Here is a 25,007-nt window from a genome sequence, read left to right on the forward strand (position 1 = left end):
TCTGAGCACTGGTCCGGGCGTCCAGCAAAGGGGAGCGGGAGTGTCGGAGAAGCGGCTCAAGGGCATCGCCGCGCTGGTCGGGATCGTCCTCCTGGTCGTGATCACCGGGGGCGCGTTCCTCGGCTCGAAAGCCTCCGCCGACGACCTGCAGACGACGGCGGAGCGGGCACTGGCCTCGGCGGGCCTCGACGGGGTTCGCGTGACCTTCGACGGACGCGAGGCCACGCTCAGCGGCGGCAGCGCCGACGAGCTGGGCCGGGCCCAGCGGATCGTCGAGGACATCCACGGCGTCCGTTGGGCGGACGTCGACGACGCCGCGACGCTGGACCGACCTGACACCACCCCGACACTCGAGCTCAGGCACACCGGAGCCGGCATCACGATCAGCGGCACGGTGCCTGACGCAGACGCCGCGGCCGGGATCAAGGCGCGGGTCGCCGAGGACTTCGCGGTCCCGGTCACCGGGGACCTGACGATCGATCCCGCGGTCGGCGGCGCGCCCTGGATCGCCCAGCTGCCCGACGTCTTCGGCGACATCGTGGGCGTCAAGAAGCTCGGGCTGACGATCGACGGGTCCGGCACGCTCGAGCTGTCCGGCTCGATCGAGAGCCGTGCGGGGGCCGACGACGTACGCCGCTTGGTCGCCCGAGCCGCGCCGGACCTCACCATCGATGAGCGCCTCGAGATACGACCGGGCTCCCTGTCGGCGGCGGACGCGAGGGTGCTTAACGCGGCGACGGTCTACTTCGCTTCGGGTTCCGCGAGCCTGCGTGCGCGCAGCAAGGGCGTGCTCGACCTGGTCGCCGACGCGCTCAGCCGCAACCCCGGCATCTCGATCCAGGCGGGTGCCCACGCGGGTCCGCGCGATCCAGCAGCGGGTGAGCTGCTCGCCATGGCTCGCGTGGCGGCCGTGAAGGCGTACCTCGTCCGGGCGGGCATCAGCCCGGCGCGAGTCAGCACCCGCACGTTCGCGTCCGACAGCCGCACACTGAATCCGTGGACGAAGCAGTTCCGCCGCGTCGACTTCGTCGTGAACGGGGCCTGAGCCATGTCGACCTACACCATCGGCGAGATCGTCGTCTGGCTGCTGCTCGCGGCGGTCCTGGGCTTCGTCCTCGGCTGGGTCGCTCGCGAGCTGAGGCTGCGTCGGAGCGTCGAGGTGCCCGCGGAGGTACCTCCGGCTCCGCAGCCGGAGCCTGTCGAGGTGCAGCCCGCAGCCGAGCAGGCTCCCGCCAAGAAGGCGCCGGCGAAGAAGGCGGCGGCGAAGAAGGCACCGGCGAAGAAGGCGCCGGCAAAGAAGGCGCCGGCGAAGAAGGCGGCGGCGAAGAAGGCCGCCGCGAAGAAGACGCCGGCGAAGCGTCCGGCCGCGAAGAAGGCAGCGCCGCCGCGCGACCCCGACGACACCTGACGACAGGCCGTGGCGGTACGCCGAGTGCCACCCTCGATGGGGCATGCTGGCGGCATGAAGTTGCGCCTGCTCGTCGCGGTCACCGCGGCGGCTCTCACCCTGACCGCCTGCTCGTCGTCGTCGGACGGCAAGAAGGACCCGGGCAAGCCAGAGGCCACCAAGGGCACCGCCGAGAAGCTCGTCGAGATCTCGCCGCTGACCGGGCGGCCGATGCCGCACGGTCGGCCGGCCAACCCGGTGTTCGTCGTCAAGGTGGAGAACACCGAGGGCGGCGCCCCGCAGTACGGCCTCAACAAGGCTGACCTCGTCATGGAGGAGCTGGTCGAGGGCGGCCTGACCCGCCTGGCGGCGTTCTACTACTCCAACCTGCCGTCCAAGATCGGCCACGTGCGTTCGTTGCGCGACACCGACATCGGCATCGCCTCACCGGTCGGCGGCCAGGTCGTGGCATCCGGCGGCGCCGCCGGAACATACCGGCGGGTCGAACGAGCCGGCGTCACGGTCTTCTCCGAGGACGGTGGCGCGCCGGGCTTCAGCAGCGACCCGTCGAAGGTGCGGCCCTACAACCGTCTGATCAACCTCAAGACCGTCGCCAAGAAGGCCAAGGCGACCAAGATCCTGGGCCCCTACCTGCCGTGGACCCCCCGCACGTCGAGCGCCAAGACCCCGGCGCCCAGCGGCACGACCCCGGCACCGCCGCGGCACAAGACCACGCGGGCCGCGAGCGTACGCTTCTCCAACTCGACCACGACCCGCTGGAAGCTGGCCGGGGGCACCTGGCAGCGGACCAACGGGCATGCCGCCGCGGGGCAGGACTTCAAGGCCACCACGATGATCGTGATGTTCTGCCGCGTCGGCGACGCCGGCTACACCGATCCGGCCGGCAACCCGGTGCCTGAGACCAAGTTCGAGGGCAAGGGCCGGGCGCTGGTGTTCCACGGCAGCACCGTGACCGAGGTCGAGTGGCACAAGCCGAGCCTCGACGAGTCCATCACGTTCTCGACCAAGGCCGGTCAGCCCTACACGATCGACCCGGGCAAGGTGTTCTTCGAGCTCGTGCCCAAGGGCGACGGCAAGGTCACGCTCGGCTGACCTTTCGACAGGCTCAAGGAGCGGTTGCGCGGCTCAAGGAGCGGTTGCGCGGCTCAGTGAGCGGTTGCGCGGGTCAGTCGATCGAGGGAAGCAGCCGCAGACCGGCGAGGATCGTGCCGATGGCGGCCTGGACGTGCTCGCTCGCGGCATCCGGGTCCTCCGCGTCGGCGACGAACTCGGACGCCGATCGGATCGCGCCGTAGAACACCGCGCCGAAGGCCTCGTTGAGCTCGCCCCCGCCGCCCAGGTCGGCCAGCAGGTCATCGACCGTGCGCTGCACGATGCCGAACGAGGAGGCGCGCTCGGCCTCGGCCCACCGCTCGTGTCCCAGCGCGACCGGGCCCTCCTGCATGCAGATGCGGCGGAACTGCGGCTCGCGGCAGACCTCGAGGAACTTCTCGAGGCCGATCTGGGCTCGCTCCCACGGGTCCTTGGAGGCGTTGATCGCCTTCTCGACGTCGTTGGCGGTGGCCTCCTGCACGCGGAAGAACACGCTCTCGAACAGCGCGAGCTTGCTCGGGAAGTGGTGGTAGAGCGCGCCCTTGGTGACCCGCGCAGCGGCCACGACCTCGTCGAGCGAGGTCCCGGCGTAGCCGTGGTCGGTGAACAACGTGGTCGCGCTCTCGAGGAGGGCGCGCTTGGTGCTGGACGAGTAATCCTGGCGTCGCGTCGTCTTGCGCGCGGTGCGCAGGACGGTCTTCGTCACGCGTGCGTGATGTGGCATGACGACCAGTCTACGGCCCGAGACCCCTCGTGGGGCGAATCACATACCGAGGGTTTGTCTTTCGACCGAGTCTCGAACATACTAAGAGTACGTACCGAGAGTATGGAACTCTCGATCGACGGGAACAGAAAGGAGCACACCATGACCTGGGATGCTTACAACCGTCGCAAGGAAACACTCCGAGACCTGCTCGCGATCGCCGATCGGCGCCGCGACCTGACACTCACCGAACTGCTCGACACGGTCGACGCGGGCCGCAACGCCTTCGCGAACGAGACCGAGCTCCTCTTCGATCTCCAGATGGCCTGGTTCCAGCGCCTCAGTGGACAGCTGGACCGCCTCGTCAGCGAGAGCGTCGAGACGCCCGAGCTGATGGCCGTCACCGCATGGGTCAACGCCGCCGCAGAGATGCCCGGCGCACGCGCCCTGCTCGACGCCCATCTCCAGGAACCCGCGCTCGCCAAGGCATTCGCCAAGGAGCAGGCGTTCCTGGCCGCATCGGCCGGCGTGCCGATGGACCACCCGGACCTCACGGGTCACGGTCGCCGCATCATGGACTCCGCTCGTGAGTCCGTCGTCGACACCGACACCGAGATCGTGGACGAGGAGCCCCGCACGGGACTCGTCGCCAAGCTGCGCAGCGTCATCGCCGCGTAGGTCCCTCCGGACCAGGACCACCCCGTCTGGCGCCGCCCTCCCTCAGGGCGCCAGGCGGGGTTGTGTCTTTTCAGGAGCGCTTCGACGCCAGCCCGGTGATCTGCTCGCCGACCTCGACCTCGATCGCGTCGCGGAACTCCGACCGGAAGATGCCGAGGGTCACCTGGCTCGCGATGGGCAGCAGGCTCTCGACGACGTTGAGGACCTGCGGCCAGTCGTCCTCCGGCAGCCCCGCGTCGACGAACGGCTGCACGAGCTCCTTGACGACCTCACGCACGAACGCGTCCGCGATCGTGCGCAGGTGCGACTGCAGCAACGGGAACAGGGCGATGACGGTCTCGGGTGCGAGGCCCAGCTTGACGGCGGCGGCGCCCGAACGTACGACGGCCGGCTCGATCAGCCGGACCTCGTCGGTGCCGAGCTTCTCGACCAGGCCGAGTCCCACCAGCGACTCGATCAAGGTGTCGTCGCGGTGCACGCCCGCCAAGGCAGCCAGGTCGTCGCGCGACATGGTCTCGGGCTCAGCAGTATCGGGCTGGTCGAGGATCGCGATGAGGTCGAGCGTGTGCCCGGCCGCGTGGGGTGCGTTGAGGATCGCCTTCTCGATCGCCGCGAGCGTGAAGCCGCGCTCGATCAGCTGACGGATGAGCTGGAGCCGCTGCAGGTGCTCGCGGTTGTAGTAGCCCGTACGCCCTTCGAGCCGCGGCGCGTCGATCAGGCCGCGCCCGGCGTACGCCCGGACGTTGCGCACCGTCATCTGGGCCCGCGCAGCGAGCTCGTCGACGGTGTACTCCTCGCCGCCCGTTGCATCCTCTGGCATGCAGGAATCATAGGGGGCGCCGAGTTGCGAGCGTGGCGTGGTGGCAGGGGGCATCATGGAGGCATGGACACGTTGAGAGGGAAGCTCCTGGTGGCCACGCCGGCCATCGAGTCCGGCCCGTTCATGCGCAGCGTCGTGTTCGTCCTCGACCACGACGCCGACGGCGCCCTCGGCGTGATCCTCAACCGCCCCCTGGACTCTGAGGTCGACGACGTCCTGCCCGACTGGGCCGGACTCGTCAACGCACCCGTGTGCCTGTTCGACGGCGGGCCGGTCGCGATGGACTCGGCGCTGGCGCTCGGCGTCATCGCCGACGTCGCGCCGCCCATCGGCTGGCGCCAGATGGCCGGTCGTGTGGGTCTCGTCGACCTCGAGGGACCGCTGCCCGGCAACGGCGAGTTCGCCGGCATCCGGGTGTTCGCGGGCTATGCCGGGTGGGGCGCAGAGCAGCTCGAGGCCGAGCTCGACGAGGGGGCGTGGCTGGTCGTCGAGGCGTACGACTCGGACCTCATCTCGCCGCAGCCCGAGACGCTCTGGCGCGAGGTGCTGCGACGCCAGGACAACGACGTGAGGTTCTGGACGACATTCCCCGACGACCCCTCCGCCAACTGACCCGCGTGTCCTGAGGACTCGTTAGACTGGGCACGTGGCTTTCTTCGGGCGAGGTACTCAGACGGTTGTCGACGAGCGCACCGACATGCGCACCGAAGAGGGTGACCACGAGAAGTTCTCGCACTACGTCCCCAAGGACGAGCTGACCGAGGCGATGATCATGGGTCATCCCGTCGTCGCACTGTGCGGCAAGGTGTGGGTGCCGAGCCGTGATCCGGAGCGTTTCCCGGTGTGCCCCGAGTGCAAAGACATCTGGGAGAGCCTCAAAGACGGCGACGAGGGGGACCCCTCGGGTGACGCGTAGCCAGCACCTCCGGGTCTGGCAGCGTGAGGCATTCGAGCTCTACCAGCGCGCGCAACCGCGCGACTTCCTCACTGTCGCCACGCCGGGCGCCGGCAAGACGACCTTTGCCCTGACGATCGCCGCCGACCTGCTCGCCCGCGGCGTCATCGAGCGGGTCGTCATCGTCACGCCCACGGACCACCTCAAGACCCAGTGGGCACTCGCCGCCTCCGGCATCGGCATCACGCTCGACCCGTCGCTGGCCGGTCAGGGCGTGCTCGGCAAGGACTTCCAGGGCTTCGCCGTCACGTATGCCGGGCTCGCGGTCAATCCCAACGCCTACCGGGCCCGCATCGAGCACCGGGCCACGCTGGTGATCCTCGACGAGGTGCACCACGCCGCCGACGCGCTGTCGTGGGGCGACGCCGTCCAGGAGGCGTGCGATCCCGCCGTGCGGCGCCTCGCGCTCACCGGCACGCCGTTCCGCTCCGACGACAACCCGATCCCGTTCGTCACCTACGCCCCGCAGCACGACGGCACGATGACGAGCATCGCCGACTACTCCTACGGCTATGCCCAGGCCCTCAAGGACCGCGTCGTCCGGCCGGTGCTGTTCATGGCCTACTCCGGCCAGATGCACTGGCGCACGCGTGCCGGCGACGAGGTGGCGGCCCGGCTCGGTGAGCCCCTCGACCGAGCGGCGACGGCGCAGGCGCTGCGCACGGCGTTGGATCCCAACGGCTCCTGGATTCCTGAGGTGCTGACCGCGGCACACACCCGCCTGATGGAGGTGCGCCGCGACGTCCCGGACGCCGGCGGCATGGTGATCGCGAGCGACCAGGACACCGCGCGGCAGTACGCCGCAGTGCTGGCCGAGATCTCCGGTGCGGTGCCGACTGTCGTGCTGTCCGACGAGGCCGGCGCCAGTGCGCGGATCGCTGAGTTCTCCGCCGGCATGACTCCGTGGATGGTCGCCGTGCGCATGGTCAGCGAGGGCGTCGACGTGCCACGCCTGTCCGTGGGCGTCTACGCCACCACGACCTCGACCCCGTTGTTCTTCGCCCAGGCGGTCGGCCGGTTCGTCCGTGCCCGGCGCAAGGGCGAGACCGCCTCGATCTTCGTGCCGAGCGTGCCGCGGCTGCTGCAGCTCGCGTCCGACCTCGAGGCGCAGCGCGACCACGTCATCGGCCGGCCGGTCAAGGACGAGGAGGACCTGTTCGCCGCCGAGGCCGAGCTGATGGCCAAGGCCAACGAGGACCAGGGTGCTTCGGACCAGCTGGGCGAGTACCGCGCACTCGGCAGCGACGCCTCGTTCGACCGGCTCGTCTACGACGGCGGCGAGTTCGGCTACGACGCGTTGTCGGACGACGACGGCGAGCTGGACTTCCTCGGCATACCGGGACTGCTCGACCACGACCAGGTCGCCGAGCTCCTGCGTACGTCGCGGGCCAAGCGGGCCAAGGCGAAGTCCAAGGACGCGTCTGCGCCGGAGGCCGACGTCGCGTTCGAGAAGCGCAGCGAGCTGCGGCGTGAGCTGCACGCCCTCGTCGGAGCGTGGCACCACCGCACGGGCGCGCCACACGGCGTGACGCACAGCCGGCTGCGGCAGCAGTGCGGCGGACCCCCGGCGGCGCAGGCGTCGGCAGCGCAGCTGCAGGAGCGCATCGACGCCATCCGTGCCTGGGCGCTCAAGGCCTCCGGCTAGCTCAACCAGCGGGAGCCGCGGTTCGCTCTCTCCGGTGCCACCGAGCGTACGGCTCGCCGGGTGCGCCGGGGACCGAACGGCTACGCTCGCGGGCGTGACCTCGACGATGGCGCTGCGTACGCGCGCGTTCGCAGCTCTGCTGGGCCTCGCGGAGAAGGGCATCGAGGACGTCGTCGACCTCCCGGCGCACCGGGCCAAGCGGGTCAAGCTGCAACGCTCCCTCCCTGGCCGGTACGTCTTCGGGCGGCCCGACTCCCGTGCCGTCGTCGAGGAGATCACGGTCGGCGCCGGGTCCCGCGCGCTCGTCCATCGCCCTGCCGAGGCCACAGCACCGTTGCCCTGCGTCATCAACCTCCACGGCGGCGGCTGGGTGCAGGGCAACCCCGAGCAGTCGCAGTGGCTGACGACCCGCGTCGCCGTACGCAACCAGGCCGTCGTGATCTCGCCCACGTACGCGTTGGCGCCTGAGCACCCGTTCCCTGCCGGCGTCGAGAGCTGCTGGGCGACGCTGGAGTGGGTCGTCGCGCACGCCGACGAGCTGGGCATCGACGCAGAGCGCATCGCCGTGATGGGTGACAGCGGCGGCGGCAACCTCGCCGCTGTGCTGGCGCTGCTCGCGCGCGACGCCGGCGGGCCCGCGATCCGTGCGCAGGTGCTGATCTATCCGGGCACCGAGATGTACGACCGTTTCCCGTCCGAGGACCGTCACGCCGAGGCGCCCGTCCTCACGTCGAAGAACATGCGCGCCTTCGCCCGGCTCTACATGGGGGAGCGGTACGGCGACGAGGACTTCCGGGCGTCGCCGATCCGGGCGGCGTCGCACGCCGGCCTGCCCCCGGCGTTCATCCTGACGGCCGAGCTGGACCCGCTGCTCGACAACGGGGCCCGCTATCGCGACGCGTTGGAGACCGCGGGCGTGCCGGTGCAGTACGCCGAGTACGCGGGAGCGATCCACGGATTCATGAGCCTGCCGGGGGTCGTGCCGGTGGCCAGACGTGCGCTCGACGACATCGTCGACTACCTCGACCGCACGCTCTGAGGCATTGTGACAGTGTCGCTGTCACGGTAACGTCAGGCCATGCGACGTGACCACTGGCAACGCAGGATCGCCGAGCTCGACCCGGAGACCCAGTACGAGGAGATCGCGCGGATCGGCCTCCACCACGAGTTCCCCTGGGACTACCAGCAGGCGCTGAGCTTCGCGTTGTTCCGCACGTACGCGGTGCCGTCGATCGGCCGGCTGCTGTACGACACGGGGGAGTTCACCGAGCGGACCCAGAAGCGCCACGACGACACCGCGCTGGTGCTCGAGTCCGTGCTCGTCGACGGCATGGAGTCGCAGGACGGCCGGGCTGCTGTGCGCCGGATGAACCAGATGCACGGCAGCTACGACATCTCCAACGACGACCTGCGCTACGTCCTGGCGACGTTCGTCGTGGTGCCGCACCGATGGCTGCAGGACTACGGCTGGCGCAAGCCCGGCGAGGGCGAGGTGACCGCCGGCGTCAGGTACTACCAGCGGCTCGGCGCACTGATGGGCATCAAGGACATCCCGCGGGATCTCGCCGGGTTCGAGGAGTTGATGGACTCGTACGAGGCGGAGCACTTCGCGCCCGATCCCAAGACCCGCGCGGTCGCCGACGCGACGCTGGAGCTGCTCGTCTCGTTCTATCCACGTGTTCTCGCCAAGCCGGTCGAGGTGTTCAGCCGGGCGTTGATGGACGACGCGCTGCTCGCAGCATTCGGCTACGAGAAGCCGTCACGCCTCGTCGTGACGCTGGCCCGCGGTGGCCTGCGGCTGCGAGGTCACGTCGAGCGGTTCATGCCGCCGCGCCGCAAGCCCCAGTACGCCCGCGACCTCAAGCGCATCAAGTCCTACCCCGGGGGATTCATGGTGGAGCGCCTCGGCACCTTCCCCTCGACGATGCCGCAGATGGACGACGTCGCCTGAGTTGGACATCCGCGTGACTTTCGTGACGCACGTCTCGTTATGACTCCCAAGTAACTTGGGAGGCTTCATGCGGCCGGTCTCACGCCACCGTCACTTCTGGCCCATCACGGTCGCGGTCACCACGATCGCCGTCACGATGGGCTCGTTCCCCGCCTACGCGAGCTGGGCGCAGCAGTTCCACGACCGGCCGGCCCAGGCGGCGACCGCGAGCGGCGGCGTGATCGACGAGTCGAAGCCCCACACGCACAACGACCCGGCGACCAAGAACGCGATCTCCCGCGCGCCGCAGTCGGCGGACACCGCCGACCCCACGACCCTCACGCAGGCGGTTGACCACCTCGGTGGCGTGACGGCGCAGCGTGACGAGCCGGACCCGACGCTCGTGCCCACGGCCTCGCCCGCAGCGAGAGCGGCCGTGCCGCAGGACCGCTACGCCATGGCAGGCGGGTGCTACGCCCTGCAGTCCGCGACGACTGGCAAGTGGGTCGTGCGGGACGGCGGTGGCTACGGCGCCACGGGCACCTCCCTCACGGGCGCGCTGCCGTTCCACTTCCAGGCGACCGACCTCGGGACCTACCTGCTGTTCGGCCCCGACAAGACGTACCTCGGTGCGAGCACCCTGGCCCGGCCCAACCCGCACCTCAACCCCAGCACGATGTCCGACTGGACCGTGACCAGGACCGGCTCGACGTTCACGTTCACCCTGCCGGCGAAGAAGATCTCGCTCGGCCGCTCGTCGACCGGTGTGCTGGTCAACGGCACCGCCGCGCCGTTCAACCTCAGGCTGACGAGCGGTTGCGCGGCGTGGCCCGAGGTCGACGTCAACGTCACCGGCAACCCGTTCGCGGGCACGACGCCCTACCAGGAGGTGCGCGGCTACCTCGACGCGCACACGCACGGCATGGCGTTCGAGTTCCTCGGCGGCGACGTGCACTGCGGTCGTCCGTGGCACCCGTACGGCGTGGCGTACGCGCTCAAGGACTGCATCGACCACGAGCTCACCGGCGGCAGCGGCGCGGTGCTCGAGAACTTCCTCAAGGGCGGCACGATCGAGCCGCACGACACCGTCGGCTGGCCGACGTTCAAGGACTGGCCGGCACCGGACTCGCTGACCCACGAGGGCACCTACTACAAGTGGCTCGAGCGGTCGTGGCGCGGCGGCCAGCGCATCCTGGTCAACCTGCTGGTGGAGAACGACCAGCTGTGCCTGCTCTACCCGCTGAAGCGCAACTCGTGCAACGACATGGACTCGATCCGGTTGCAGGCCTCCGACATGCGCAAGCTCGAGCGCTACATCGACGCACAGAGCGGCGGCCCCGGCAAGGGCTGGTACCGCATCGTGACCGACCCGTTCCAGGCGCGCCAGGTCATCAACCAGGGCAAGCTCGCGGTCGTCATGGGCATCGAGACCAGCGCGCTGTTCGGCTGCTCGAGCAAGCTCGACGTGCCGCAGTGCACCTCAGCCTCGATCGACAAGCAGCTCGACGAGGTGCAGGCGCTCGGCGTGCGGCAGATGGAGCTCGTCAACAAGTTCGACAACGCGCTCGCCGGCGTGGCGGGCGACACCGGCACCGCCGCCCCTCTGATCAACGCCGCCAACTTCCTCGAGACCGGGTCGTTCTGGGACATGCGCAAGTGCCCCGACGGCAGTGATCCCGAAGTGCACGACAAGGACCAGCTCGCGCTGCCGTCCGTCGCGCCGCAGCAGGACGCGCTGTTCGGCGCGATCGCCGGGCTGGCGGTGCCGATCAAGCTGCCGCTGTACGCCTCGGGACCGCACTGCAACGCGCGCGGCCTCACGAACCTCGGTGACCACACGATCGAGGAGATGGCCAAGCGCAAGATGATCTTCGACCCCGACCACATGAGTGTCGTGGCCCGGAAGTCGTCGCTGGACCTCGCCGAGAAGCTGAAGTATCCCGGCGTCGTGTCCAGCCACTCGTGGGCGACCCCCGACGCGTACCCGCGCATCTACGAGCTCGGCGGTGTCGTGACGCCGTACGCGGGGGACAGCGCAGGCTTCGTCGAGAAGTGGCGCAAGCACCTGACCTGGGCGGACCCGCGCTACTACTTCGGCTTCGGCTACGGCGCGGACATCAACGGTCTCGGGGCGCAGGGCAACCCGCGCGGCGCGGATGCCCCCGACAAGGTGACCTACCCGTTCACCGGTCTCGGCGGCGTCACGATCGACAAGCAGGTCAGCGGCAAGCGGACGTACGACATCAACGTCGACGGCGTCGCGCACTACGGCCTCTATCCCGACTGGATCGAGGACCTGCGCAAGCAGGGTGGGCAGGAGATCGCCGACGACATGGCGCGAGGCGCTGAGGCGTACCTCGACATGTGGGAGCGTGCGGTCGGCGTGACGAACGATGCGTGCCGGGACTCCCGGGCCATCAAGGCCGAGAGCGTCATCAAGGGCATCCCGATCGGCACCACGGTGCAGAACGTGCTGCTCAAGGCCGGTCAGCCTCACACGCGGCTCGCGACGGCGTTCACCTACTGCGCACGCAACGCCGCCGGGACGCAGGTCACCCGCACCGTGACGTTCGGCCCGACGGGCAAGGTGACCAAGATCAGCTAGCCGGGAAGCATCGGCGCGGGTCGCGCGTTGCCCATGACGTGAGACTTTCCGTGCTGGACCTCGTCCCCGTACGCACCGACCAGTCGACCGGCGACGCGTTGGCCGCGACTGTGTCCCTGGCCCAGGTCGCCGACAGGCTCGGCTTCACCCGGTTCTGGGTCGCCGAGCACCACAACATGCCGGCCGTCGCCGCGACGTCGCCGCCGGTGCTGATCGCGATGCTCGGCGCGCAGACCACCTCGATCCGGCTCGGCTCGGGCGGCGTCATGCTGCCCAACCATGCACCGTTGGCGGTCGCCGAGCAGTTCGCCCTGCTCGAGGCCGCGACGCCGGGCCGCATCGACCTCGGCATCGGGCGCGCCCCGGGCTCCGACCCGGTCACCTCGATGGCGCTGCGCGGGGCCGCCGGTCGTGACGACACGGACATCGAGAACTTCCCGCAGTACCTCGACGACGTCGTGGCGCTCATGGGCGCCGAGGGCGTACGTGTGGCGGTGCCCCGCCAGAACTACGTCCTCAAGGCGACGCCGGCGGCGTCGACGGAGCCGCGCATGTGGCTGCTGGGATCGTCGATGTACTCGGCGCACCTCGCCGCGGCGAAGGGCCTGCCGTACGTCTTCGCGCACCACTTCTCGGGCCAGGGCACAGCCGAGGCGCTTGACGTCTATCGCTCAGAGTTCCAGCCCAGCGACCTGGCCTCGGAGCCGGTCACGTTCCTGACGGTCAACGCGTCGGTCGCGACGACCGAGGAGGAGGCCGCGGCGCTGATGCTGCCCAACCTGCACATGATGGCCCGCCTGCGCACGGGGCAGCCGCTGACGGCGCTCGACCTGGTCGAGGACGCCCAGGCGCTGGAGCTGCACCCGCAGGCGGCCGCGATCGTCGACTCCGCCCTGGCGCGAGCCGTGGTCGGGACGCCGGAGCAGGCCGCGACGCAGGTCCGCGAGCTCGCCGCGCAGTTCGGCGTCGACGAGGTCATGGTCAACCCCGTCGCGTCGGCCCGGCGTGGCACGGATCCGCGTACGGCACCGGGACGCGAGCAGACGCTGGAGCTGCTCGCGAAGGAGCTGCTCTAGAGCTCGGCGTACATCACGTGGAGACCGACCCGGCCCTGCGCCGGGTGCTCGAACGCTCCGGGGACGGTGCCGACGATCGTGAAGCCGTGGCGCTCGTAGAGCTCGACCGCTGACGTGTTGGACGCCGCGACGGCGTTGAACTGCATGCCCGCGTAGCCGAGCCCACGAGCCCAGTCGAGGGCGTCGCGGACGAGTGCTCCGCCGACGCCTTGGCCGCGGGCGTCTGCGGCGACCATGAAGCTCGCCGTCGCGACGTGGGAGCCGGGGCCCGGGCGGTTGGTGTTCATGTGCGCGGTGCCGAGGACGGCGTCGCCATCGTGCGCGACGACGGTGCGCCCGGGCGGCGGCTGCACCCAGGTGGCGTAGGCCTGCTCGGCTGTCATCGCCGGGTCGTAGGTGAACGTGTCGGCAGCGCGTACGACCTCACGCACGATCGGCCACACCTGTGCCCAGTCGTCCGTCTCGAAATCTCGCAGCTGCATGCTCAGAACCAGATGCTCAGGAACGGCGCGACGGGGGAGCGGAACAGTGTCTCGAGCTTGCCGGCGTCGCCGTGAAGGCGTCCGGCCGACTGCAGCACACGGGGCGAGGTGCCGCCGAGGTAGATCACGGCGAGGTCCTCGATCGACAGGGACACGTCGGCCGGCTCGTCGGTCGAAGTGACGGTGGCCTCGCCCGCATCGTCGACCTCGAGGGCCAACGACCCCTCGCCCGCACCGAACGGGTCCGTCACGCCCAGGACCAGGCGTCCCGGCCCTGCATAGGTGCGCGCCTCCAGCGCAGCCGGGACGTCGAGGATGCGGATCCAGAGGTGGTCGAGCTCGGCGACCTTGACGGCCCGGAAGTCCGACACCATCCAGCGCACGGGTTCGTCGACCGGCCGCAGGTGCGCCTTCACCTCGGACACGAGATCCATCTCGAGGACGAACCGCCACAGCGCGGCATAGGCGTCGTCGGTCGCCGTCACCAGGTGCAGCAGGTCGAGCCGGTGCTGGGTGAAGTCGTCGGGGTTCTGGGTCAGCGTGTAGCTGGCCCACCCCTGCATCCGGCCGTGCTCGTCGTCGTAGCGGACGTGTCGCTGCTTCTTGGCGACCTCGTCGTCGACCATCAGGCCGAGCTGGCGGTCCCAGAGGATGCCGTCGTAGGCCATCTGGCCGGGGGTGGCGAGGCGTACGCGCTCGACCAGGGCAAGGCCGGGCTCGAGGAGCTGGTCGGCGTTGACGAAGTGGACCCGCCCGGCCGGCCGCGGGCCCGTCCAGCTCGCCCGCCGGGCGTCGATCGTGAGGTCGCGCGCCAGCGCCGCCGGACCGAAGCCGAAGTGGCCGTAGATGGTCGACTCGGACACCGTCAGCGTGGCGATGGGCGCGCCGTGCGCCTGTGCCGTGCGGAGCTCGGCCTCGATGAGGGCGCGAGCGACGCCGCGCCGCCGGTGGGTGGGCGCGACCGTGACGTCGCTGATCGCCCAGGACTGGACCGCGCGGTGGCCCGGCACCGTGAGGTCTGCGGGCCAGACCATGGTCGTCGCGACCGGCTCCTCCGGCACGGGGAGGGAGTCGTCGTAGACCCCGGTGATGCGGCGGTCGGCGAAGTAGCCGTGACGCTGCTCGATCGCCGCGTCAGTCTGCAGGGGGCTGTGGAACCCGCGTGACTCGGCCCGCGCCCAGGCGGCGAACGCCGGCTTGTCGGAGATGTCGACGAGCTCGAGTCGCAGCCCTTCGGCGGCGAGCCGCTCGCGAGAGGCGGGGTCGATCGGCAGGTCGAGGTAGTCGTTGCCCATCTGCTCAGGCTATCCATGCCGGCGGACAACCTGACGCCCACCGATCCTGCGGTGTTCATCCTGTCGTCGATCGCTCGTCGGCCCGGGGCGGGATCGTCGAGTCATGTCAGACATCACGCTGCCGTCCCGCTGGTCGTTGCTGGCGCGTTTCCTCGCGGGTCCGACGCTCGTCGGGCTGGTCGTCGGATCGGTGGCCGCCGTCGTCGTGCCGCCGCGGTCCTAGTCGCTGAACGCCACTCCGGCGTCGGCCCACTCACGGTGCACCGTCGGCAGGTTGTCCGGTGACACCGCGGCGGTGAGTCGTTCGAGGACGCGCACGGCGAACCCTTCGCGGGCGGCGTCCAGAGCAGTCGCACGTACGCAGTGGTCCGTGGCGATGCCGCACACGTCGACCGCGTCGACGCCGGCAGCGCGGAGCCAGTCGGCGAGGCGTACGCCGTCGGCGGACGAGCCTTCGAAGCCGGAGTATGCGGCGGCGTACTCGCCCTTGTAGAAGATCTCGTCGAACATCGCCGGCTCGAGCGGCGGGTGGAGCTCCTCGCCCGAGGTGCCGACGACGCAGTGGCGCGGCCAGGAGTCGACGAAGTCGGGATCGTCCGAGAAGTGCGAGCCCGGATCGATGTGGTGGTCGCGGGTCGCGGCGACCGTGGCGTACGCCTTGGTGGCGAGCAGCTCGGCGACATCGGCGGCGACCTGGGCGCCACCGGCAACGGCCAGCGAGCCGCCCTCGCAGAAGTCGTTCTGCACGTCCACGACGATCAATGCTTTCATGTGCGCTCCTCGTAGACGGTGTCGATGGCCGGCTCGCCGCGCATGAGCTGCATCGCCGACTGTGGCAGCTCGGCGAGGGATGCCCGGAGCCGGCCGCGGGCGTCGTCGAGCGTCTCGTGGTGCACACGGACACCGTCGCGGACGAGCTCGACCAGCAGCGTACGGTCGTCGCCGTCGTCGACCGGGGTGAGATCGATGCCGATGACCTCTGCTTGCGCCGTGCCCCCGGTGTCGCGGCGGCGCAGCGCCGACTTGCGGCCGCCGACCGAGACCTTGTCCTTGCTCTTCTTGGCGACGGGCACCATCTCGCCGCCGGAGGCCTCGCGCGACACCAGCTTGTAGACGAAGCCGCTGGTAGGCGCCCCGGACCCCGTCACCAGGGCGGTGCCGACGCCGTAGCCGTCGACGGGTGCCGCGGCGAGGGCCGCGATGGCGTACTCGTCGAGGTCGCTCGTCACGGTGATGCGGGTCGACGTGGCGCCGAGGTCGTCGAGCTGCTTGCGGACCTCGGCGGCGAGGGCGACCAGGTCGCCCGAGTCGAGTCGTACGCCGCCCAGCTCGGGGCCGGCGACCTCGACCGCTGTGCGGATCGCCTCGGGGATGTCGTAGGTGTCGACCAGCAGCGTCGTGCCGGGACCGAGGGCGCGTACCTGAGCCTCGAACGCGTCACGCTCGGTGTCGTGCAGCAGCGTGAAGGAGTGGGCGCTGGTGCCGGTGGTCGGGATGCCGTACGTGCGACCGGCCTCGAGGTTGGAGGTCGCGGCGAACCCGGCGATGTACGCGGCTCGGGCCGAGGCGACGGCCGCCCCCTCGTGCGTGCGCCGGGAGCCCATCTCGATGCAGGGCCGGTCGCCGGCCGCGGTGATCATGCGCGCTGCGGCGGAGGCGATCGCCGAGTCGTGGTTGAGGATCGACAGGAAAATCGTCTCGAGGATCACCGACTCGGCGAACGTGCCCTCGACGATCAGCACGGGGGACTGCGGGAAGTAGAGCTCGCCCTCGGGGTAGCCCCAGATCGTCCCGCTGAACCGGTAGTCGGCGAGCCACTGGATGGTGTCCTCGTCGACGACGTCGGCCTCGCGGAGCCAGTCGAGCTCGGCGGCTCCGAACCGGAACGCCTCAAGCGCATCGAGGAGTCGCCCGACGCCGGCCACCACGCCGTACCGGCGGCCCTCCGGGAGCCTGCGCGCGAACAGCTCGAACACCGAGGGCCGGTGCGCCGTCCCGTCGCGCAGCGTCGCCTGCAGCATCGTGAGCTCGTAGCGATCGGTCAGCAGTGCCGTGGAGGCGTTCACGGTGTCCAGCCTAGGACCCCGCGATCCGTGACGACGGGCACGTGGCCGAGCGCCCTGGGCGGTGCATCTCGTGACGAATCGCGGAGTATTGCGGGTCAGACCGCCGGAGGTACGTCGTCCTCAGTCAGGCTCCGGAGCAAGGAGCGGAGCCGTTCGGCGACATCCTCCCGGTCCTCGGGATGCTCACGCCACCGCTCGAGCAGCTGCATGAGCTCGTCGCCGTGGCCGGGCTTCCAGAGATCTGGGACATCTCCGACTGTCTCCAAGACCTCCTGTGCTGCGGCGTATGGGGACAGCTTCTTGTCCATCTGGTCGACGGCCCACCAGATCCCTTGCCAGTGACCGTGCCATGGTGCGTCGTCCCAGGGGAAGTGTGATGCGGGTTGCGCGAAGCCGAGCTCGTTCACGGCTCGCTGGAGCAATCCGACGGCGTCGTTCACCTGGTGCCGGGTGAGTCCGGCGAGCTCGCGGACCGCTGGGCTGTCCCACCCTTCGGTGAGCCACTGGGCCGCGAGCATCGGGAGGTCTCGGTCCTCGACGATACGTCCTTGGGCGGCCTGCTCCGGGGTGACGTCGAAACGTGTCATGTCAGTCGGGCCGTCGTAGGCAGCCGCACAGCCACATCACGACGCCAACCGGGATGAGCAGGAACGGGCCGAACACCGTGCTGTCGTACGCATCGCCATGAGCGGCGAGCCCGATCGCCGTGAGGATGGCGCCGGCAACGACCAGTGCCGTCGTCTCCACGTTGCGGCGCGTCGGCCGGGCGTACGCGCGCACGGCCGGCAGCAGCGCGGATCCCAGGAGAGCGGCGCCGAAGACCGTCCAGAGCACGTCGGCCGCGTCGTGGTGATCGTGGCCGCCCGAATATCCCGCCATGACAGCAAGAGCGGGAATCACGGGGACGAACGCCCACGACGGTGCGCGCATCATCTGTCCCCGGTCGGCCGGCATGCGTCGAGTATGACGGAGGCGCGGAGAACGACAGCGCGGTTTCACTCCGTCAGGTGCCTGAGACACAATGGCCGTATGACCACGCCGTCGCCCGTCGAGATCGCGGAGCCCGACGTTGACGAGATCGTCGAGCTCGAGGATCCCTGGGTCACCATCGTCTGGAACGACCCGGTCAACCTGATGTCGTACGTGGCCTACGTCTTCCGCAACTACTTCGGCTACACCGAGGAGAAGGCGCACGAGCTGATGCTCGCCGTGCACCATGAGGGCAAGGCCGTTGTCTCGAGCGGCAGCCGCGAGCAGATGGAACGCCACGTGCAGGCCATGCACGAGTACGGCCTGTGGGCCACATTGGAACGGCAGGACGCATGAAGCCGTTCAAGAAGCGCCGTCGAGGTGGCATCACCGCGACATTCGAGGCCGGCGAGGCGCACCTGCTCGCCAGCCTGTCCGGCCAGGTCGTCGAGCTGCTGCGTGACCGCAACGGCGCCGACGAGTCGACCGCCGACCCCCTTGCGACCCAGCTGGGCATGGGCGGACCGTCGTTGCCGCCCGAGGACCCGGTACTGCGCCGACTGCTGCCCGACGCCTACCGCGACGACGAGGAGGGCGCGGGGGAGTTCCGGCGGTTCACGGAGCGGTCGCTGACGTCGGCCAAGGTCGCCAACGCCGAGGCGCTGATCGGCTCCCTCGTCGACGGCGGTCTCACGTTCGGCACGCCCGTCGAGGACGACGAGCAGCAGATCGAGATCGAGCTCGACGACGCCGAGGTGCAGGCGTGGTTGCGGGCCCTCACCGACGTACGCCTGTCGCTCGCCGTGCGGCTCGGCATCGAGGACGAGGACGACGCGATGCTCATCGCGCAGTCCGAGGACGAGGCGATCGCGGCGATGTCCGAGATCTACGACTGGCTGGGCTACGTGCAGGAGACGCTGATCTCCGCGCTCGACTGAGCGCGGAGCTCAGGCGCTGCGCTCCAGCTCGTCGAGCTGACCGGCGACGACGAACGCCACGACCTGGCGCACGACCGCGTCGTCGCGCAGGATCCGGTGGTGACCGAGCCCTTCGACGGTGGTGAGCTGGGCACCGTCCCACGCGCTCACGAGCTCCGTGGCCGAGGCGAACCTCGCCAGCCGGTCCGCCGGGTCGTGGATCACGAGCAGGTCAGGACGCTCGATCTCATCGGCGATGCGTACGAGATCGACCTCGTCGACGGCCAGGCCGACGCGGTCGTACGCGCGCTGCTTGAGCCGCTCGCGGATGCGCGGACCGAACCCCAGCCCGGCCTCGAGCGTTGGCAGGTGGTCGCCGATACGCACCATGGGCGCGACCAGCGCGAGCCGTTCGGTGCCGAGCCAGCCGTAGCGCAGCGCGAGCCCGGTGGCGAGACCGCCCATCGAGTGCGCGACGACCGCGTGGGCGGGACCGTGCACGGCCGCGACGGCGTCGAGTGCGCGACCCATCTCGACCGCATGGCCCTGGCCCGCGACGGCGCCGGGGCCGGAGCTGCCGTGGCTCGGCGCGTCATGCGTGACGACCGAGAACCCGGCTGCGAGGAGGGGCGGGACGAAGCGGGCGAGCTGGGTCTCGTTGCCGCCCCAGCCGTGCACGAGGTAGACCACCGGGCCGGATCCCCAACGGTGGCCGCGGACGACGTGGCCTTCGGACTCGACCTCGAACGCCGTGCCGCCGGGCGGCAGGTCGCTGACCGGGGAGGCCGGCAGGGTGAACCACCAGCGGTCGGCCCAGCGGGCCCCGAGCGCCGGTGCGACCAGCTCGAGCGCCCTGAAGCCGGCGCGGACGAGACGTTGAGAAGGCCGAACGGTCGTGCTTTTTTGTGAGGCTGTGACGGTCATGACGGATTCCTTTGCGGGTTAGGCGGCGTGCGTGACGAGTGAGTCGAACGCGCGGTGCACGCGTTCGAGGGCCTTGGGGTCGCGGAGCAGCCGTGAGGCGTGCTGGTGGGCGAGGGTGAGGGCGTGGACCTCGTAGGCGAACTGCTCGAGGTCGAGGTCGTGGCGGAACTCGCCCTCGCTGACGGCGGTGCCGGCGACCGTGGCGATCATCTCGAGCCAGTCACGCTCGTCGCGCACCAGGGCGTCGCGGACCGGACCGGGCTGGTCGTCGAGCTCGGAGCTCGCGGCCACGAACAGGCAGCCGCCCTCCTCCATCGACTCGGACCAGGTGACCCACGCGTCGAACAGGACCCGGAGACGGGCGACGCCGCGTGGAGTCTGCAGCGCAGGGCGTACGACCTGGTCGACGAACCGCTCGCGGGTGTGGCGCAGGATCTCCAGCTGCAGCGCCTCCTTGGAGGCGAAGTGGGCATAGAGGCCGCTCTTGGACATCCCGGTGTGCGCAGCGAGCTGGCCGATCGTCATGCCGGTGAGCCCGACCTTGGCGGCGACGGCGGTCGCCTCGGTCAGGATCGCGTGTCGCGTCTCGTCGCCCTTGGACATGCTTCCAGTTATAGCACGGTCGTTCTTTTCCTGTCGACTACTCCCACGGGCGTACGCCGGAATGCTCCGCCGGTGCGATGCCCCTGCAGTCCCGGTTCGCCTACCGTGAGGGCATGTCCGTCGACCTGAGAGCCGTGCCGCGGCCCGCGCTCTTCGGGTTGGTCCCGTTGACGATCATCCAGGTCGCGGGCACCGTTGGCGCGAGCAGCCACCAGACCGGGCATCGCGGGCTCGACGCCTTGGCGGTCGTCATCGCGGTGCTGGGGCCGTTGTCCCTGGTGGCCTGCGTCAGGTGGCCACGGCAGGTGCTGGCGTTCGTCGTCGCGATCACCGCGGCCTACCTCCTGCGCGACTACGCGTACGGCCCGGTCTTCGCGAGTCTGGCCATCGCGACGGTCGTGACCGTCGTCCGCGGTCATCGCCTCGTCGCGTGGGCCGGACTGGGCGCCGTCGTCGGGGTCTTCGCGATCCAACGGCTGGCGTACGACCATCCGTGGTCGTGGTCCGGGCTGTCCGGCGTCGTGGCCTGGGCGCTGCTCGTCGTGGCCGTCGGCGAGGTGATCCGGGTGCGGCGCGAACGCATCAGCGCGTCGCGGCAGGCCCGGGCCGAGGCGTCGCGCCGCCAGGCCAACGAGGAGCGCCTGCAGATCGCCCGCGAGCTCCACGACGTCGTCGCCCACCACATCTCGTTGATCAACGTGCAGGCCGGCGTCGCGCTGCACATCGTCGACCGCAAGCCCGAGCAGGCGCAGACCGCGCTCGAGGCGATCAAGGACGCCAGCAAGGACGCCCTCGTCGAGCTCAGATCGCTCGTCGGGGTGCTGCGGGACGTCGACGAGAAGGCGCCGCGCCGGCCGTCGGGCACGCTGGCATCGCTCGAGGACCTCGTCGAGCGCAGTGCCCACGCCGGGCTGCAGGTGCACAAGACCGTGCGCGGCGACGTGCGCCCGCTGCCGTCGTCGGTCGAGCTCGCCGCCCTCCGCATCGTCCAGGAGGCCATCACCAACGTCGTACGCCATGCCGGTGCGACCCACGCCGAGATCGAGCTCGCGTACGACGAGGCGGCGTTGAGCGTGACGGTCGAGGACGACGGCCGGGGCTTCGCTCCGGGCGACGCCGGGGGCACGGGCATCATCGGCATGCGGGAGCGCGCCGAGACGCTCGGCGGCACGCTCGAGGTCGGCCGGTCCGCGGCCGGGGGCACCCGCGTGCACGCGTCGCTACCGCTGAGGAGCCGCTCATGATCCGGGTCGTGCTGGTCGACGACCAGGCGTTGCTGCGTGCGGGCTTCCGTGCGCTGATCGACGCCGAGGACGACATCGAGGTCGTCGCCGAGGCCTCCGGCGGTGACGAGGCCGTCGAGGTGATCGCGCGCCACGTCCCCGACGTCGTGCTCATGGACATCCGCATGCCCGAAGTCGACGGGCTCGAGGCGACGCGCCGGATCACCGCTGATCCGAGGCTCGAGGCGGTGCACGTCGTCATCCTGACGACGTTCGACCTCGACGAGTACGTCTTCGAGGCCGTCCGCATCGGTGCGAGCGGCTTCCTCGTCAAGGACACCGAACCCGCAGAGCTGCTGGCCGGCATCCGCGCCGTCGCGGCGGGCGACGCGCTGCTGTCGCCGGGGGTCACCCGCCGGTTGATCTCGGAGTTCGCCGGCCGCAGCCGCGGCACGGTGAGCCCGGCTGTGCTCGAGCCGCTCACCGACCGCGAGCGGGAGGTCGTCGCCCTGGTCGGCGAAGGGCTCAACAACGACGAGATCGGCGCCCGGCTGTTCATGAGCCCTGCCACGGCCAAGACGCACGTGAGCCGCGCAATGATCAAGCTCGACGCCCGCGACCGCGCCCAGCTCGTCGTGATCGCGTACGAGTCCGGCCTCGTACGCCCCGGCTGGTCCTGAGGCGCCCCACGTACGCCCTCGGGCGTACGTGAAGAGACTCCCCGTGGCCGATTCGCCGGCGACCGGTTCTCACGAGACTCGAGGAGTCAGTTGTTCAGTCTCGTTCAAGGAGTTTCGTCATGTTGTCCACCCAGCTTCTCGCCCACGACAACTGGGACGGTCCGGGCCCGTGGTGGCCGCTGTTCCCGCTGTTCTGGATCGCGTTCTTCGTGCTCGTCTTCGGCGTCTTCGGGCGCTTCGGTCGCCGCCGCTGGCACCGTGGCTCGTACGCGGGGGAGTCCCGCCTGGCCGAGCGCTACGCCGCCGGCGAGATCGACGAGTCGGAGTACCGCGAGCGTCTCGCCGTCCTCCGGGAGCGGGACAAGTGACCGCCGAGACGGTCGTCGAGATCCGTGACCTGACCAAGCGCTACGACGCGGTCACGGCCGTCGACCAGGTCAGCCTGAGCGTGCGGCGCGGCGAGGTCTACGGCTTCCTCGGCCCCAACGGCGCCGGCAAGACGACCACGCTGCGCATGCTGCTGGGCCTGATCCGTCCGACGAGCGGGGACCTCACGGTGCTCGGTCGCCGGCCGGGGGACGCCGGTGTGCTCGCACGGATCGGCTCGATGATCGAGGGCCCGGCGTTCTACCCGTTCCTGACCGGCCGGGCCAACCTCGAGGTCGTCGCCCGCTACGCCGGCACCGGCTCAGGGCGGATCGACGAGACGCTCGAGACCGTCGACCTGGCCTCGCGCGGCGGCGACAAGTTCTCGACGTACTCACTCGGCATGAAGCAGCGCCTCGGCGTCGCGGCGGCGCTGCTCAAGGACCCCGACCTCGTGGTGCTCGACGAGCCCACGAACGGCCTCGACCCGGCCGGCATGCGCGACATGCGGGCGCTGATCCGGCGCCTGGGCGACTCGGGCCGCACCGTGATCCTGTCGAGCCACATGCTCGGCGAGGTGCAGCAGATCTGCGACCGGGTCGGCGTCATCAACGCCGGGCGCATGGTCGTCGAGAGCACCGTCGAGGAGCTCCGCGGCGACAGCGAGCTCGTCATCCGCGCCGCACCGGCAGACGTTGTCAGGGCGACGCTCGACCAGCTCGCGTACGTCCAGTCCATCCGCACACTCGACGACGAGCTGCGCCTGCGCGTCGACGAGCGCCACACCGGCGAGGTCACCCGCGCCCTGGTGCTCGCCGGTGTCGACGTCCGCGAGGTGCGTCGCATCGACCGCCAGCTCGAGGACGTGTTCTTCGAGATCACCGCAAAGGAGTCCAGCCATGTCTGATGTCGTCAACGTCTCGCGCGCCGAGCTGTTCAAGCTCGTGCGCCGCCCGGCGGCGTGGACGCTGCTCGCCGCCGCGGCGTTGCTGAGCCAGGTGTTCGGCTACCTGATCCCCTACCTGTCGTTCGCCGGCGACGGCTCCGGCCCCATCGAGGGTGCGTCTAAGGAGGCGATCCTGGCGAGCACGCTGCCGGACCAGATCGTCGCCAGCACGCTCGGCGGGTTCCCGGTCTTCGCCGGTGCCCTGGCTCTCGTGTTCGGTGCGCTGGTGCTCGGCAGCGAGTACGGCTGGGGCACGGTCAAGACCGTGCTGACGCAGCGCCCGGGACGTACGACCGTGCTGGCCGGCCAGGCCATCGCCCTCGGCGTCTCGGTCGCGGTCGGCGTGCTGGTCCTCTTCGTCCTCGGCGCGGTGAGCTCGACCGCCATCGCCCTCGGCCAGGGCGAGTCGACGGCGTTCCCGTCCGTGCTCGACCTGCTCGCCGGCTACGGCGCCGGCGTCGCGATCATGCTGATGTGGGCCGGCCTCGGCGGGATGCTGGGCGTCGTGCTCCGCGGTGTCGCCCTGCCGATCGGCCTCGGGGTCGTCTGGGTGCTCGGCGTCGAGAACCTCATCGCCGGCGTCGCCAGCTCGGTGCTCACGGCGTTGCGTCCACTCCGCGACGTGATGCCCGGCATCAACGCCGGATCGCTGGCGTCAGCCGTGATGCCCGCGCGTCCTCGGGGCATGGAGTCGCCTCCCGGCGTCAACGCCGACGTCGCCGACGGCCGGGCGCTCCTCACGGTGGCCTGCTACGTCGTGGTCTGCCTCGCCGTGGCGCTGTGGACGTACCGGCGACGCGACGTGGCCTGACCCGCCCCGGCACGGCGTCTCAGCGGTTGACCGTCGCTGAGACGTCGTGACGCGGGCCGATAAACTCGGCAGGTGCTGACCATCGACCGAGCCACGCATGACGCGATCATCGCGCACGCGCGGCGCGACCACCCGGACGAGGCCTGCGGCGTCGTCGCCGGGCCGATCGGCTCCGACGTGCCCGCGCGGTTCATCCCGATGCTCAACGCCGCGATGTCACCGACGTTCTACGAGTTCGACTCCGGCGACCTGCTCAAGCTCTACCGCGAGATGGACGACCGTGACGAGGAGCCCGTCGTCGTCTACCACTCGCACACCTCGACCGAGGCCTATCCGTCGCGCACCGACATCAACCTCGCCGGCGAGCCCGGCGCGCACTACGTCCTCGTGTCGACCCGTGACGGTGCCGACCAGTCCGGACCCGTCGAGTTCCGGTCCTACCGGATCGTCGACGGCGAGGTCACCGAGGAAGAAGTTCGCGTCGTCGACCGTTATGAAGACGTAGCCGCAACCCAACAGAAGGCAGAACACTGATGGCCATCGAGGTCCGCATCCCCACGATCCTGCGCACCTACACCGGCGGCGAGCGTGCCGTCGAGGGCAGCGGAGCGACCGTCTCCGAGCTGATCGACAAGCTCGAGGTCGACCACCCCGGCATCCAGGAGCGGCTGCTGGAGAACGGCGAGGCCCGCCGGTTCGTCAACATCTACGTCAACGACGAGGACATCCGCTTCACGGGTGGCCTCGACACCGCGGTCGCCGACGGCGACACCGTGGTGATCCTGCCGGCCGTGGCCGGCGGCGCAGCCTGAG

General features: G+C 70.3%; 30 protein-coding genes. 20 read left to right on the plus strand and 10 right to left on the minus strand.

Going from position 1 to position 25,007, the window contains the following annotated elements; translation table 11 throughout:
- Window positions 1–40: 40 nt before the first annotated feature.
- The 3 genes from ASE12_RS18200 to ASE12_RS18210 are packed head-to-tail and all read left to right on the plus strand — an operon-like array spanning window position 41 to window position 2,500.
- Entirely contained in the window at window positions 41–1,045 is a 1,005-nt protein-coding gene (locus ASE12_RS18200) for an OmpA family protein (protein ID WP_056403949.1), read from the plus strand.
- A 3-nt stretch (window positions 1,046–1,048) separates the two neighbouring features.
- A complete protein-coding gene (locus tag ASE12_RS20280) occupies window positions 1,049–1,408 on the plus strand; it encodes a histone H1-like repetitive region-containing protein (RefSeq protein ID WP_162255526.1) in 360 nt (119 codons plus the stop codon).
- A gap of 54 nt (window positions 1,409–1,462) precedes the next feature.
- A complete protein-coding gene (locus tag ASE12_RS18210; protein WP_056403951.1) occupies window positions 1,463–2,500 on the plus strand; it encodes a DUF3048 domain-containing protein in 1,038 nt (345 codons plus the stop codon).
- Window positions 2,501–2,573: 73 nt separating this feature from the next.
- Here ASE12_RS18210 and ASE12_RS18215 read toward each other — a convergent pair whose 3' ends face one another.
- Window positions 2,574–3,224, minus strand: a complete 651-nt coding sequence (locus tag ASE12_RS18215; RefSeq protein WP_056403954.1) for a TetR/AcrR family transcriptional regulator — start codon at window positions 3,222–3,224, stop codon at window positions 2,574–2,576.
- A 141-nt stretch (window positions 3,225–3,365) separates the two neighbouring features.
- Here ASE12_RS18215 and ASE12_RS18220 point away from each other — a divergent pair, with 141 nt between their 5' ends.
- A complete protein-coding gene (locus tag ASE12_RS18220) occupies window positions 3,366–3,881 on the plus strand; it encodes a hypothetical protein (RefSeq protein WP_056403957.1) in 516 nt (171 codons plus the stop codon).
- Between the two features lie 70 nt (window positions 3,882–3,951).
- On the opposite strand, the gene ASE12_RS18225 is transcribed toward ASE12_RS18220, so the two are convergent.
- Window positions 3,952–4,701 (minus strand): MerR family transcriptional regulator, encoded by a 750-nt coding sequence (locus tag ASE12_RS18225; protein WP_056403959.1) that lies wholly within the window; start codon window positions 4,699–4,701, stop codon window positions 3,952–3,954.
- 63 nt (window positions 4,702–4,764) lie between these two features.
- On the opposite strand from ASE12_RS18225, the gene ASE12_RS18230 reads away from it, so the two are divergent.
- The 7 genes from ASE12_RS18230 (at window position 4,765) to ASE12_RS18260 (ending at window position 12,912) form a co-directional block, all read left to right on the plus strand.
- Window positions 4,765–5,313 carry a YqgE/AlgH family protein gene (locus ASE12_RS18230; RefSeq protein ID WP_056403962.1) on the plus strand — a complete coding sequence of 183 codons (549 nt, stop codon included), beginning with the start codon at window positions 4,765–4,767 and terminating at the stop codon, window positions 5,311–5,313.
- A 34-nt stretch (window positions 5,314–5,347) separates the two neighbouring features.
- Window positions 5,348–5,617 carry a DUF3039 domain-containing protein gene (locus ASE12_RS18235; protein WP_369797230.1) on the plus strand — a complete coding sequence of 90 codons (270 nt, stop codon included), beginning with the start codon at window positions 5,348–5,350 and terminating at the stop codon, window positions 5,615–5,617.
- On the plus strand, window positions 5,607–7,301 hold the full coding sequence (locus ASE12_RS18240; RefSeq protein ID WP_056403967.1) for a DEAD/DEAH box helicase: 1,695 nt from the start codon (window positions 5,607–5,609) through the stop codon (window positions 7,299–7,301). Before ASE12_RS18235 ends, ASE12_RS18240 begins: the two co-directional genes overlap by 11 nt.
- A gap of 94 nt (window positions 7,302–7,395) precedes the next feature.
- Entirely contained in the window at window positions 7,396–8,340 is a 945-nt protein-coding gene (locus ASE12_RS18245; protein ID WP_056403969.1) for an alpha/beta hydrolase, read from the plus strand.
- A gap of 39 nt (window positions 8,341–8,379) precedes the next feature.
- Window positions 8,380–9,252: an oxygenase MpaB family protein gene (locus ASE12_RS18250; RefSeq protein ID WP_056403971.1), complete on the plus strand. Its 873-nt coding sequence runs from the start codon at window positions 8,380–8,382 to the stop codon at window positions 9,250–9,252.
- A 67-nt stretch (window positions 9,253–9,319) separates the two neighbouring features.
- Complete coding sequence (locus ASE12_RS18255; protein WP_056403973.1) at window positions 9,320–11,836, plus strand: hypothetical protein; 2,517 nt, start codon at window positions 9,320–9,322, stop codon at window positions 11,834–11,836.
- 50 nt (window positions 11,837–11,886) lie between these two features.
- The gene (locus ASE12_RS18260; protein ID WP_235508943.1) at window positions 11,887–12,912 is read left to right on the plus strand and encodes an LLM class flavin-dependent oxidoreductase; all 1,026 of its coding nucleotides are present in this window, start codon (window positions 11,887–11,889) and stop codon (window positions 12,910–12,912) included.
- Here the strand turns inward: ASE12_RS18260 and ASE12_RS18265 are convergent.
- The 6 genes from ASE12_RS18265 to ASE12_RS18290 all read right to left on the minus strand — a co-directional run bounded on the left by ASE12_RS18265 (window position 12,909) and on the right by ASE12_RS18290 (window position 17,709).
- Window positions 12,909–13,394, minus strand: a complete 486-nt coding sequence (locus tag ASE12_RS18265) for a GNAT family N-acetyltransferase (RefSeq protein ID WP_056403977.1) — start codon at window positions 13,392–13,394, stop codon at window positions 12,909–12,911. The two genes, ASE12_RS18260 and ASE12_RS18265, sit on opposite strands and share 4 nt — an antisense overlap.
- 2 nt (window positions 13,395–13,396) lie before the next feature.
- Window positions 13,397–14,689, minus strand: coding sequence for a GNAT family N-acetyltransferase (locus ASE12_RS18270; protein ID WP_056403979.1), 1,293 nt, complete (start codon window positions 14,687–14,689; stop codon window positions 13,397–13,399).
- 219 nt (window positions 14,690–14,908) lie between these two features.
- Window positions 14,909–15,460 (minus strand): isochorismatase family protein, encoded by a 552-nt coding sequence (locus ASE12_RS18275; protein ID WP_056403981.1) that lies wholly within the window; start codon window positions 15,458–15,460, stop codon window positions 14,909–14,911.
- Window positions 15,457–16,755: a nicotinate phosphoribosyltransferase gene (locus ASE12_RS18280; protein WP_255355473.1), complete on the minus strand. Its 1,299-nt coding sequence runs from the start codon at window positions 16,753–16,755 to the stop codon at window positions 15,457–15,459. Before ASE12_RS18280 ends, ASE12_RS18275 begins: the two co-directional genes overlap by 4 nt.
- A 95-nt stretch (window positions 16,756–16,850) precedes the next feature.
- A complete protein-coding gene (locus ASE12_RS18285) occupies window positions 16,851–17,342 on the minus strand; it encodes a hypothetical protein (protein ID WP_056403985.1) in 492 nt (163 codons plus the stop codon).
- A 1-nt stretch (window position 17,343) separates the two neighbouring features.
- Window positions 17,344–17,709, minus strand: a complete 366-nt coding sequence (locus ASE12_RS18290) for a hypothetical protein (protein ID WP_056403988.1) — start codon at window positions 17,707–17,709, stop codon at window positions 17,344–17,346.
- A 75-nt stretch (window positions 17,710–17,784) separates the two neighbouring features.
- On the opposite strand from ASE12_RS18290, the gene clpS reads away from it, so the two are divergent.
- Both clpS and ASE12_RS18300 read left to right on the plus strand, forming a co-directional pair.
- Window positions 17,785–18,081: an ATP-dependent Clp protease adapter ClpS gene (gene clpS / locus ASE12_RS18295; RefSeq protein WP_056212624.1), complete on the plus strand. Its 297-nt coding sequence runs from the start codon at window positions 17,785–17,787 to the stop codon at window positions 18,079–18,081.
- Window positions 18,078–18,662 (plus strand): DUF2017 domain-containing protein, encoded by a 585-nt coding sequence (locus ASE12_RS18300; RefSeq protein WP_056403990.1) that lies wholly within the window; start codon window positions 18,078–18,080, stop codon window positions 18,660–18,662. The genes clpS and ASE12_RS18300 overlap by 4 nt, the downstream gene beginning before the upstream one ends.
- Window positions 18,663–18,671: 9 nt before the next feature.
- Here ASE12_RS18300 and ASE12_RS18305 read toward each other — a convergent pair whose 3' ends face one another.
- Entirely contained in the window at window positions 18,672–19,565 is an 894-nt protein-coding gene (locus ASE12_RS18305) for an alpha/beta hydrolase (RefSeq protein ID WP_056403992.1), read from the minus strand.
- 18 nt (window positions 19,566–19,583) lie between these two features.
- Window positions 19,584–20,168, minus strand: coding sequence for a TetR/AcrR family transcriptional regulator (locus tag ASE12_RS18310; RefSeq protein WP_056403994.1), 585 nt, complete (start codon window positions 20,166–20,168; stop codon window positions 19,584–19,586).
- A 113-nt stretch (window positions 20,169–20,281) separates the two neighbouring features.
- On the opposite strand from ASE12_RS18310, the gene ASE12_RS18315 reads away from it, so the two are divergent.
- The 7 genes from ASE12_RS18315 to ASE12_RS18345 all read left to right on the plus strand — a co-directional run bounded on the left by ASE12_RS18315 (window position 20,282) and on the right by ASE12_RS18345 (window position 25,006).
- Complete coding sequence (locus ASE12_RS18315) at window positions 20,282–21,412, plus strand: sensor histidine kinase (protein WP_056404959.1); 1,131 nt, start codon at window positions 20,282–20,284, stop codon at window positions 21,410–21,412.
- Window positions 21,409–22,071 (plus strand): response regulator transcription factor, encoded by a 663-nt coding sequence (locus ASE12_RS18320; RefSeq protein WP_056403995.1) that lies wholly within the window; start codon window positions 21,409–21,411, stop codon window positions 22,069–22,071. The genes ASE12_RS18315 and ASE12_RS18320 overlap by 4 nt, the downstream gene beginning before the upstream one ends.
- A 119-nt stretch (window positions 22,072–22,190) precedes the next feature.
- A complete protein-coding gene (locus ASE12_RS18325) occupies window positions 22,191–22,439 on the plus strand; it encodes an SHOCT domain-containing protein (protein ID WP_056403997.1) in 249 nt (82 codons plus the stop codon).
- Window positions 22,436–23,344: an ABC transporter ATP-binding protein gene (locus ASE12_RS18330; protein ID WP_056404000.1), complete on the plus strand. Its 909-nt coding sequence runs from the start codon at window positions 22,436–22,438 to the stop codon at window positions 23,342–23,344. Before ASE12_RS18325 ends, ASE12_RS18330 begins: the two co-directional genes overlap by 4 nt.
- The gene (locus ASE12_RS18335; protein ID WP_056404002.1) at window positions 23,337–24,194 is read left to right on the plus strand and encodes an ABC transporter permease subunit; all 858 of its coding nucleotides are present in this window, start codon (window positions 23,337–23,339) and stop codon (window positions 24,192–24,194) included. The genes ASE12_RS18330 and ASE12_RS18335 overlap by 8 nt, the downstream gene beginning before the upstream one ends.
- A 72-nt stretch (window positions 24,195–24,266) precedes the next feature.
- Window positions 24,267–24,728, plus strand: a complete 462-nt coding sequence (locus ASE12_RS18340; protein WP_056404004.1) for a Mov34/MPN/PAD-1 family protein — start codon at window positions 24,267–24,269, stop codon at window positions 24,726–24,728.
- Window positions 24,728–25,006 (plus strand): MoaD/ThiS family protein, encoded by a 279-nt coding sequence (locus ASE12_RS18345; RefSeq protein WP_056404006.1) that lies wholly within the window; start codon window positions 24,728–24,730, stop codon window positions 25,004–25,006. The genes ASE12_RS18340 and ASE12_RS18345 overlap by 1 nt, the downstream gene beginning before the upstream one ends.
- The last annotated feature ends 1 nt before the right edge of the window (window position 25,007 follow it).

Source organism: Aeromicrobium sp. Root236 (assembly GCF_001428805.1).
Taxonomy (GTDB): Bacteria; Actinomycetota; Actinomycetes; order Propionibacteriales; family Nocardioidaceae; genus Aeromicrobium.

Coding starts and splice junctions, on each gene's coding strand:
- ASE12_RS20280 (WP_162255526.1), top strand. CDS start 1,049: ATGTCGACCTACACCATCGGCGAGATCGTCGTCTGGCTGCTGCTCGCG.
- ASE12_RS18210 (WP_056403951.1), top strand. CDS start 1,463: ATGAAGTTGCGCCTGCTCGTCGCGGTCACCGCGGCGGCTCTCACCCTG.
- ASE12_RS18215 (WP_056403954.1), bottom strand. CDS start 3,224: ATGCCACATCACGCACGCGTGACGAAGACCGTCCTGCGCACCGCGCGC.
- ASE12_RS18220 (WP_056403957.1), top strand. CDS start 3,366: ATGACCTGGGATGCTTACAACCGTCGCAAGGAAACACTCCGAGACCTG.
- ASE12_RS18225 (WP_056403959.1), bottom strand. CDS start 4,701: ATGCCAGAGGATGCAACGGGCGGCGAGGAGTACACCGTCGACGAGCTC.
- ASE12_RS18230 (WP_056403962.1), top strand. CDS start 4,765: ATGGACACGTTGAGAGGGAAGCTCCTGGTGGCCACGCCGGCCATCGAG.
- ASE12_RS18250 (WP_056403971.1), top strand. CDS start 8,380: ATGCGACGTGACCACTGGCAACGCAGGATCGCCGAGCTCGACCCGGAG.
- ASE12_RS18255 (WP_056403973.1), top strand. CDS start 9,320: ATGCGGCCGGTCTCACGCCACCGTCACTTCTGGCCCATCACGGTCGCG.
- ASE12_RS18265 (WP_056403977.1), bottom strand. CDS start 13,394: ATGCAGCTGCGAGATTTCGAGACGGACGACTGGGCACAGGTGTGGCCG.
- ASE12_RS18270 (WP_056403979.1), bottom strand. CDS start 14,689: ATGGGCAACGACTACCTCGACCTGCCGATCGACCCCGCCTCTCGCGAG.
- ASE12_RS18275 (WP_056403981.1), bottom strand. CDS start 15,460: ATGAAAGCATTGATCGTCGTGGACGTGCAGAACGACTTCTGCGAGGGC.
- ASE12_RS18285 (WP_056403985.1), bottom strand. CDS start 17,342: ATGACACGTTTCGACGTCACCCCGGAGCAGGCCGCCCAAGGACGTATC.
- ASE12_RS18290 (WP_056403988.1), bottom strand. CDS start 17,709: ATGCCGGCCGACCGGGGACAGATGATGCGCGCACCGTCGTGGGCGTTC.
- clpS (WP_056212624.1), top strand. CDS start 17,785: ATGACCACGCCGTCGCCCGTCGAGATCGCGGAGCCCGACGTTGACGAG.
- ASE12_RS18300 (WP_056403990.1), top strand. CDS start 18,078: ATGAAGCCGTTCAAGAAGCGCCGTCGAGGTGGCATCACCGCGACATTC.
- ASE12_RS18305 (WP_056403992.1), bottom strand. CDS start 19,565: ATGACCGTCACAGCCTCACAAAAAAGCACGACCGTTCGGCCTTCTCAA.
- ASE12_RS18310 (WP_056403994.1), bottom strand. CDS start 20,168: ATGTCCAAGGGCGACGAGACGCGACACGCGATCCTGACCGAGGCGACC.
- ASE12_RS18315 (WP_056404959.1), top strand. CDS start 20,282: ATGTCCGTCGACCTGAGAGCCGTGCCGCGGCCCGCGCTCTTCGGGTTG.
- ASE12_RS18320 (WP_056403995.1), top strand. CDS start 21,409: ATGATCCGGGTCGTGCTGGTCGACGACCAGGCGTTGCTGCGTGCGGGC.
- ASE12_RS18325 (WP_056403997.1), top strand. CDS start 22,191: ATGTTGTCCACCCAGCTTCTCGCCCACGACAACTGGGACGGTCCGGGC.
- ASE12_RS18335 (WP_056404002.1), top strand. CDS start 23,337: ATGTCTGATGTCGTCAACGTCTCGCGCGCCGAGCTGTTCAAGCTCGTG.
- ASE12_RS18345 (WP_056404006.1), top strand. CDS start 24,728: ATGGCCATCGAGGTCCGCATCCCCACGATCCTGCGCACCTACACCGGC.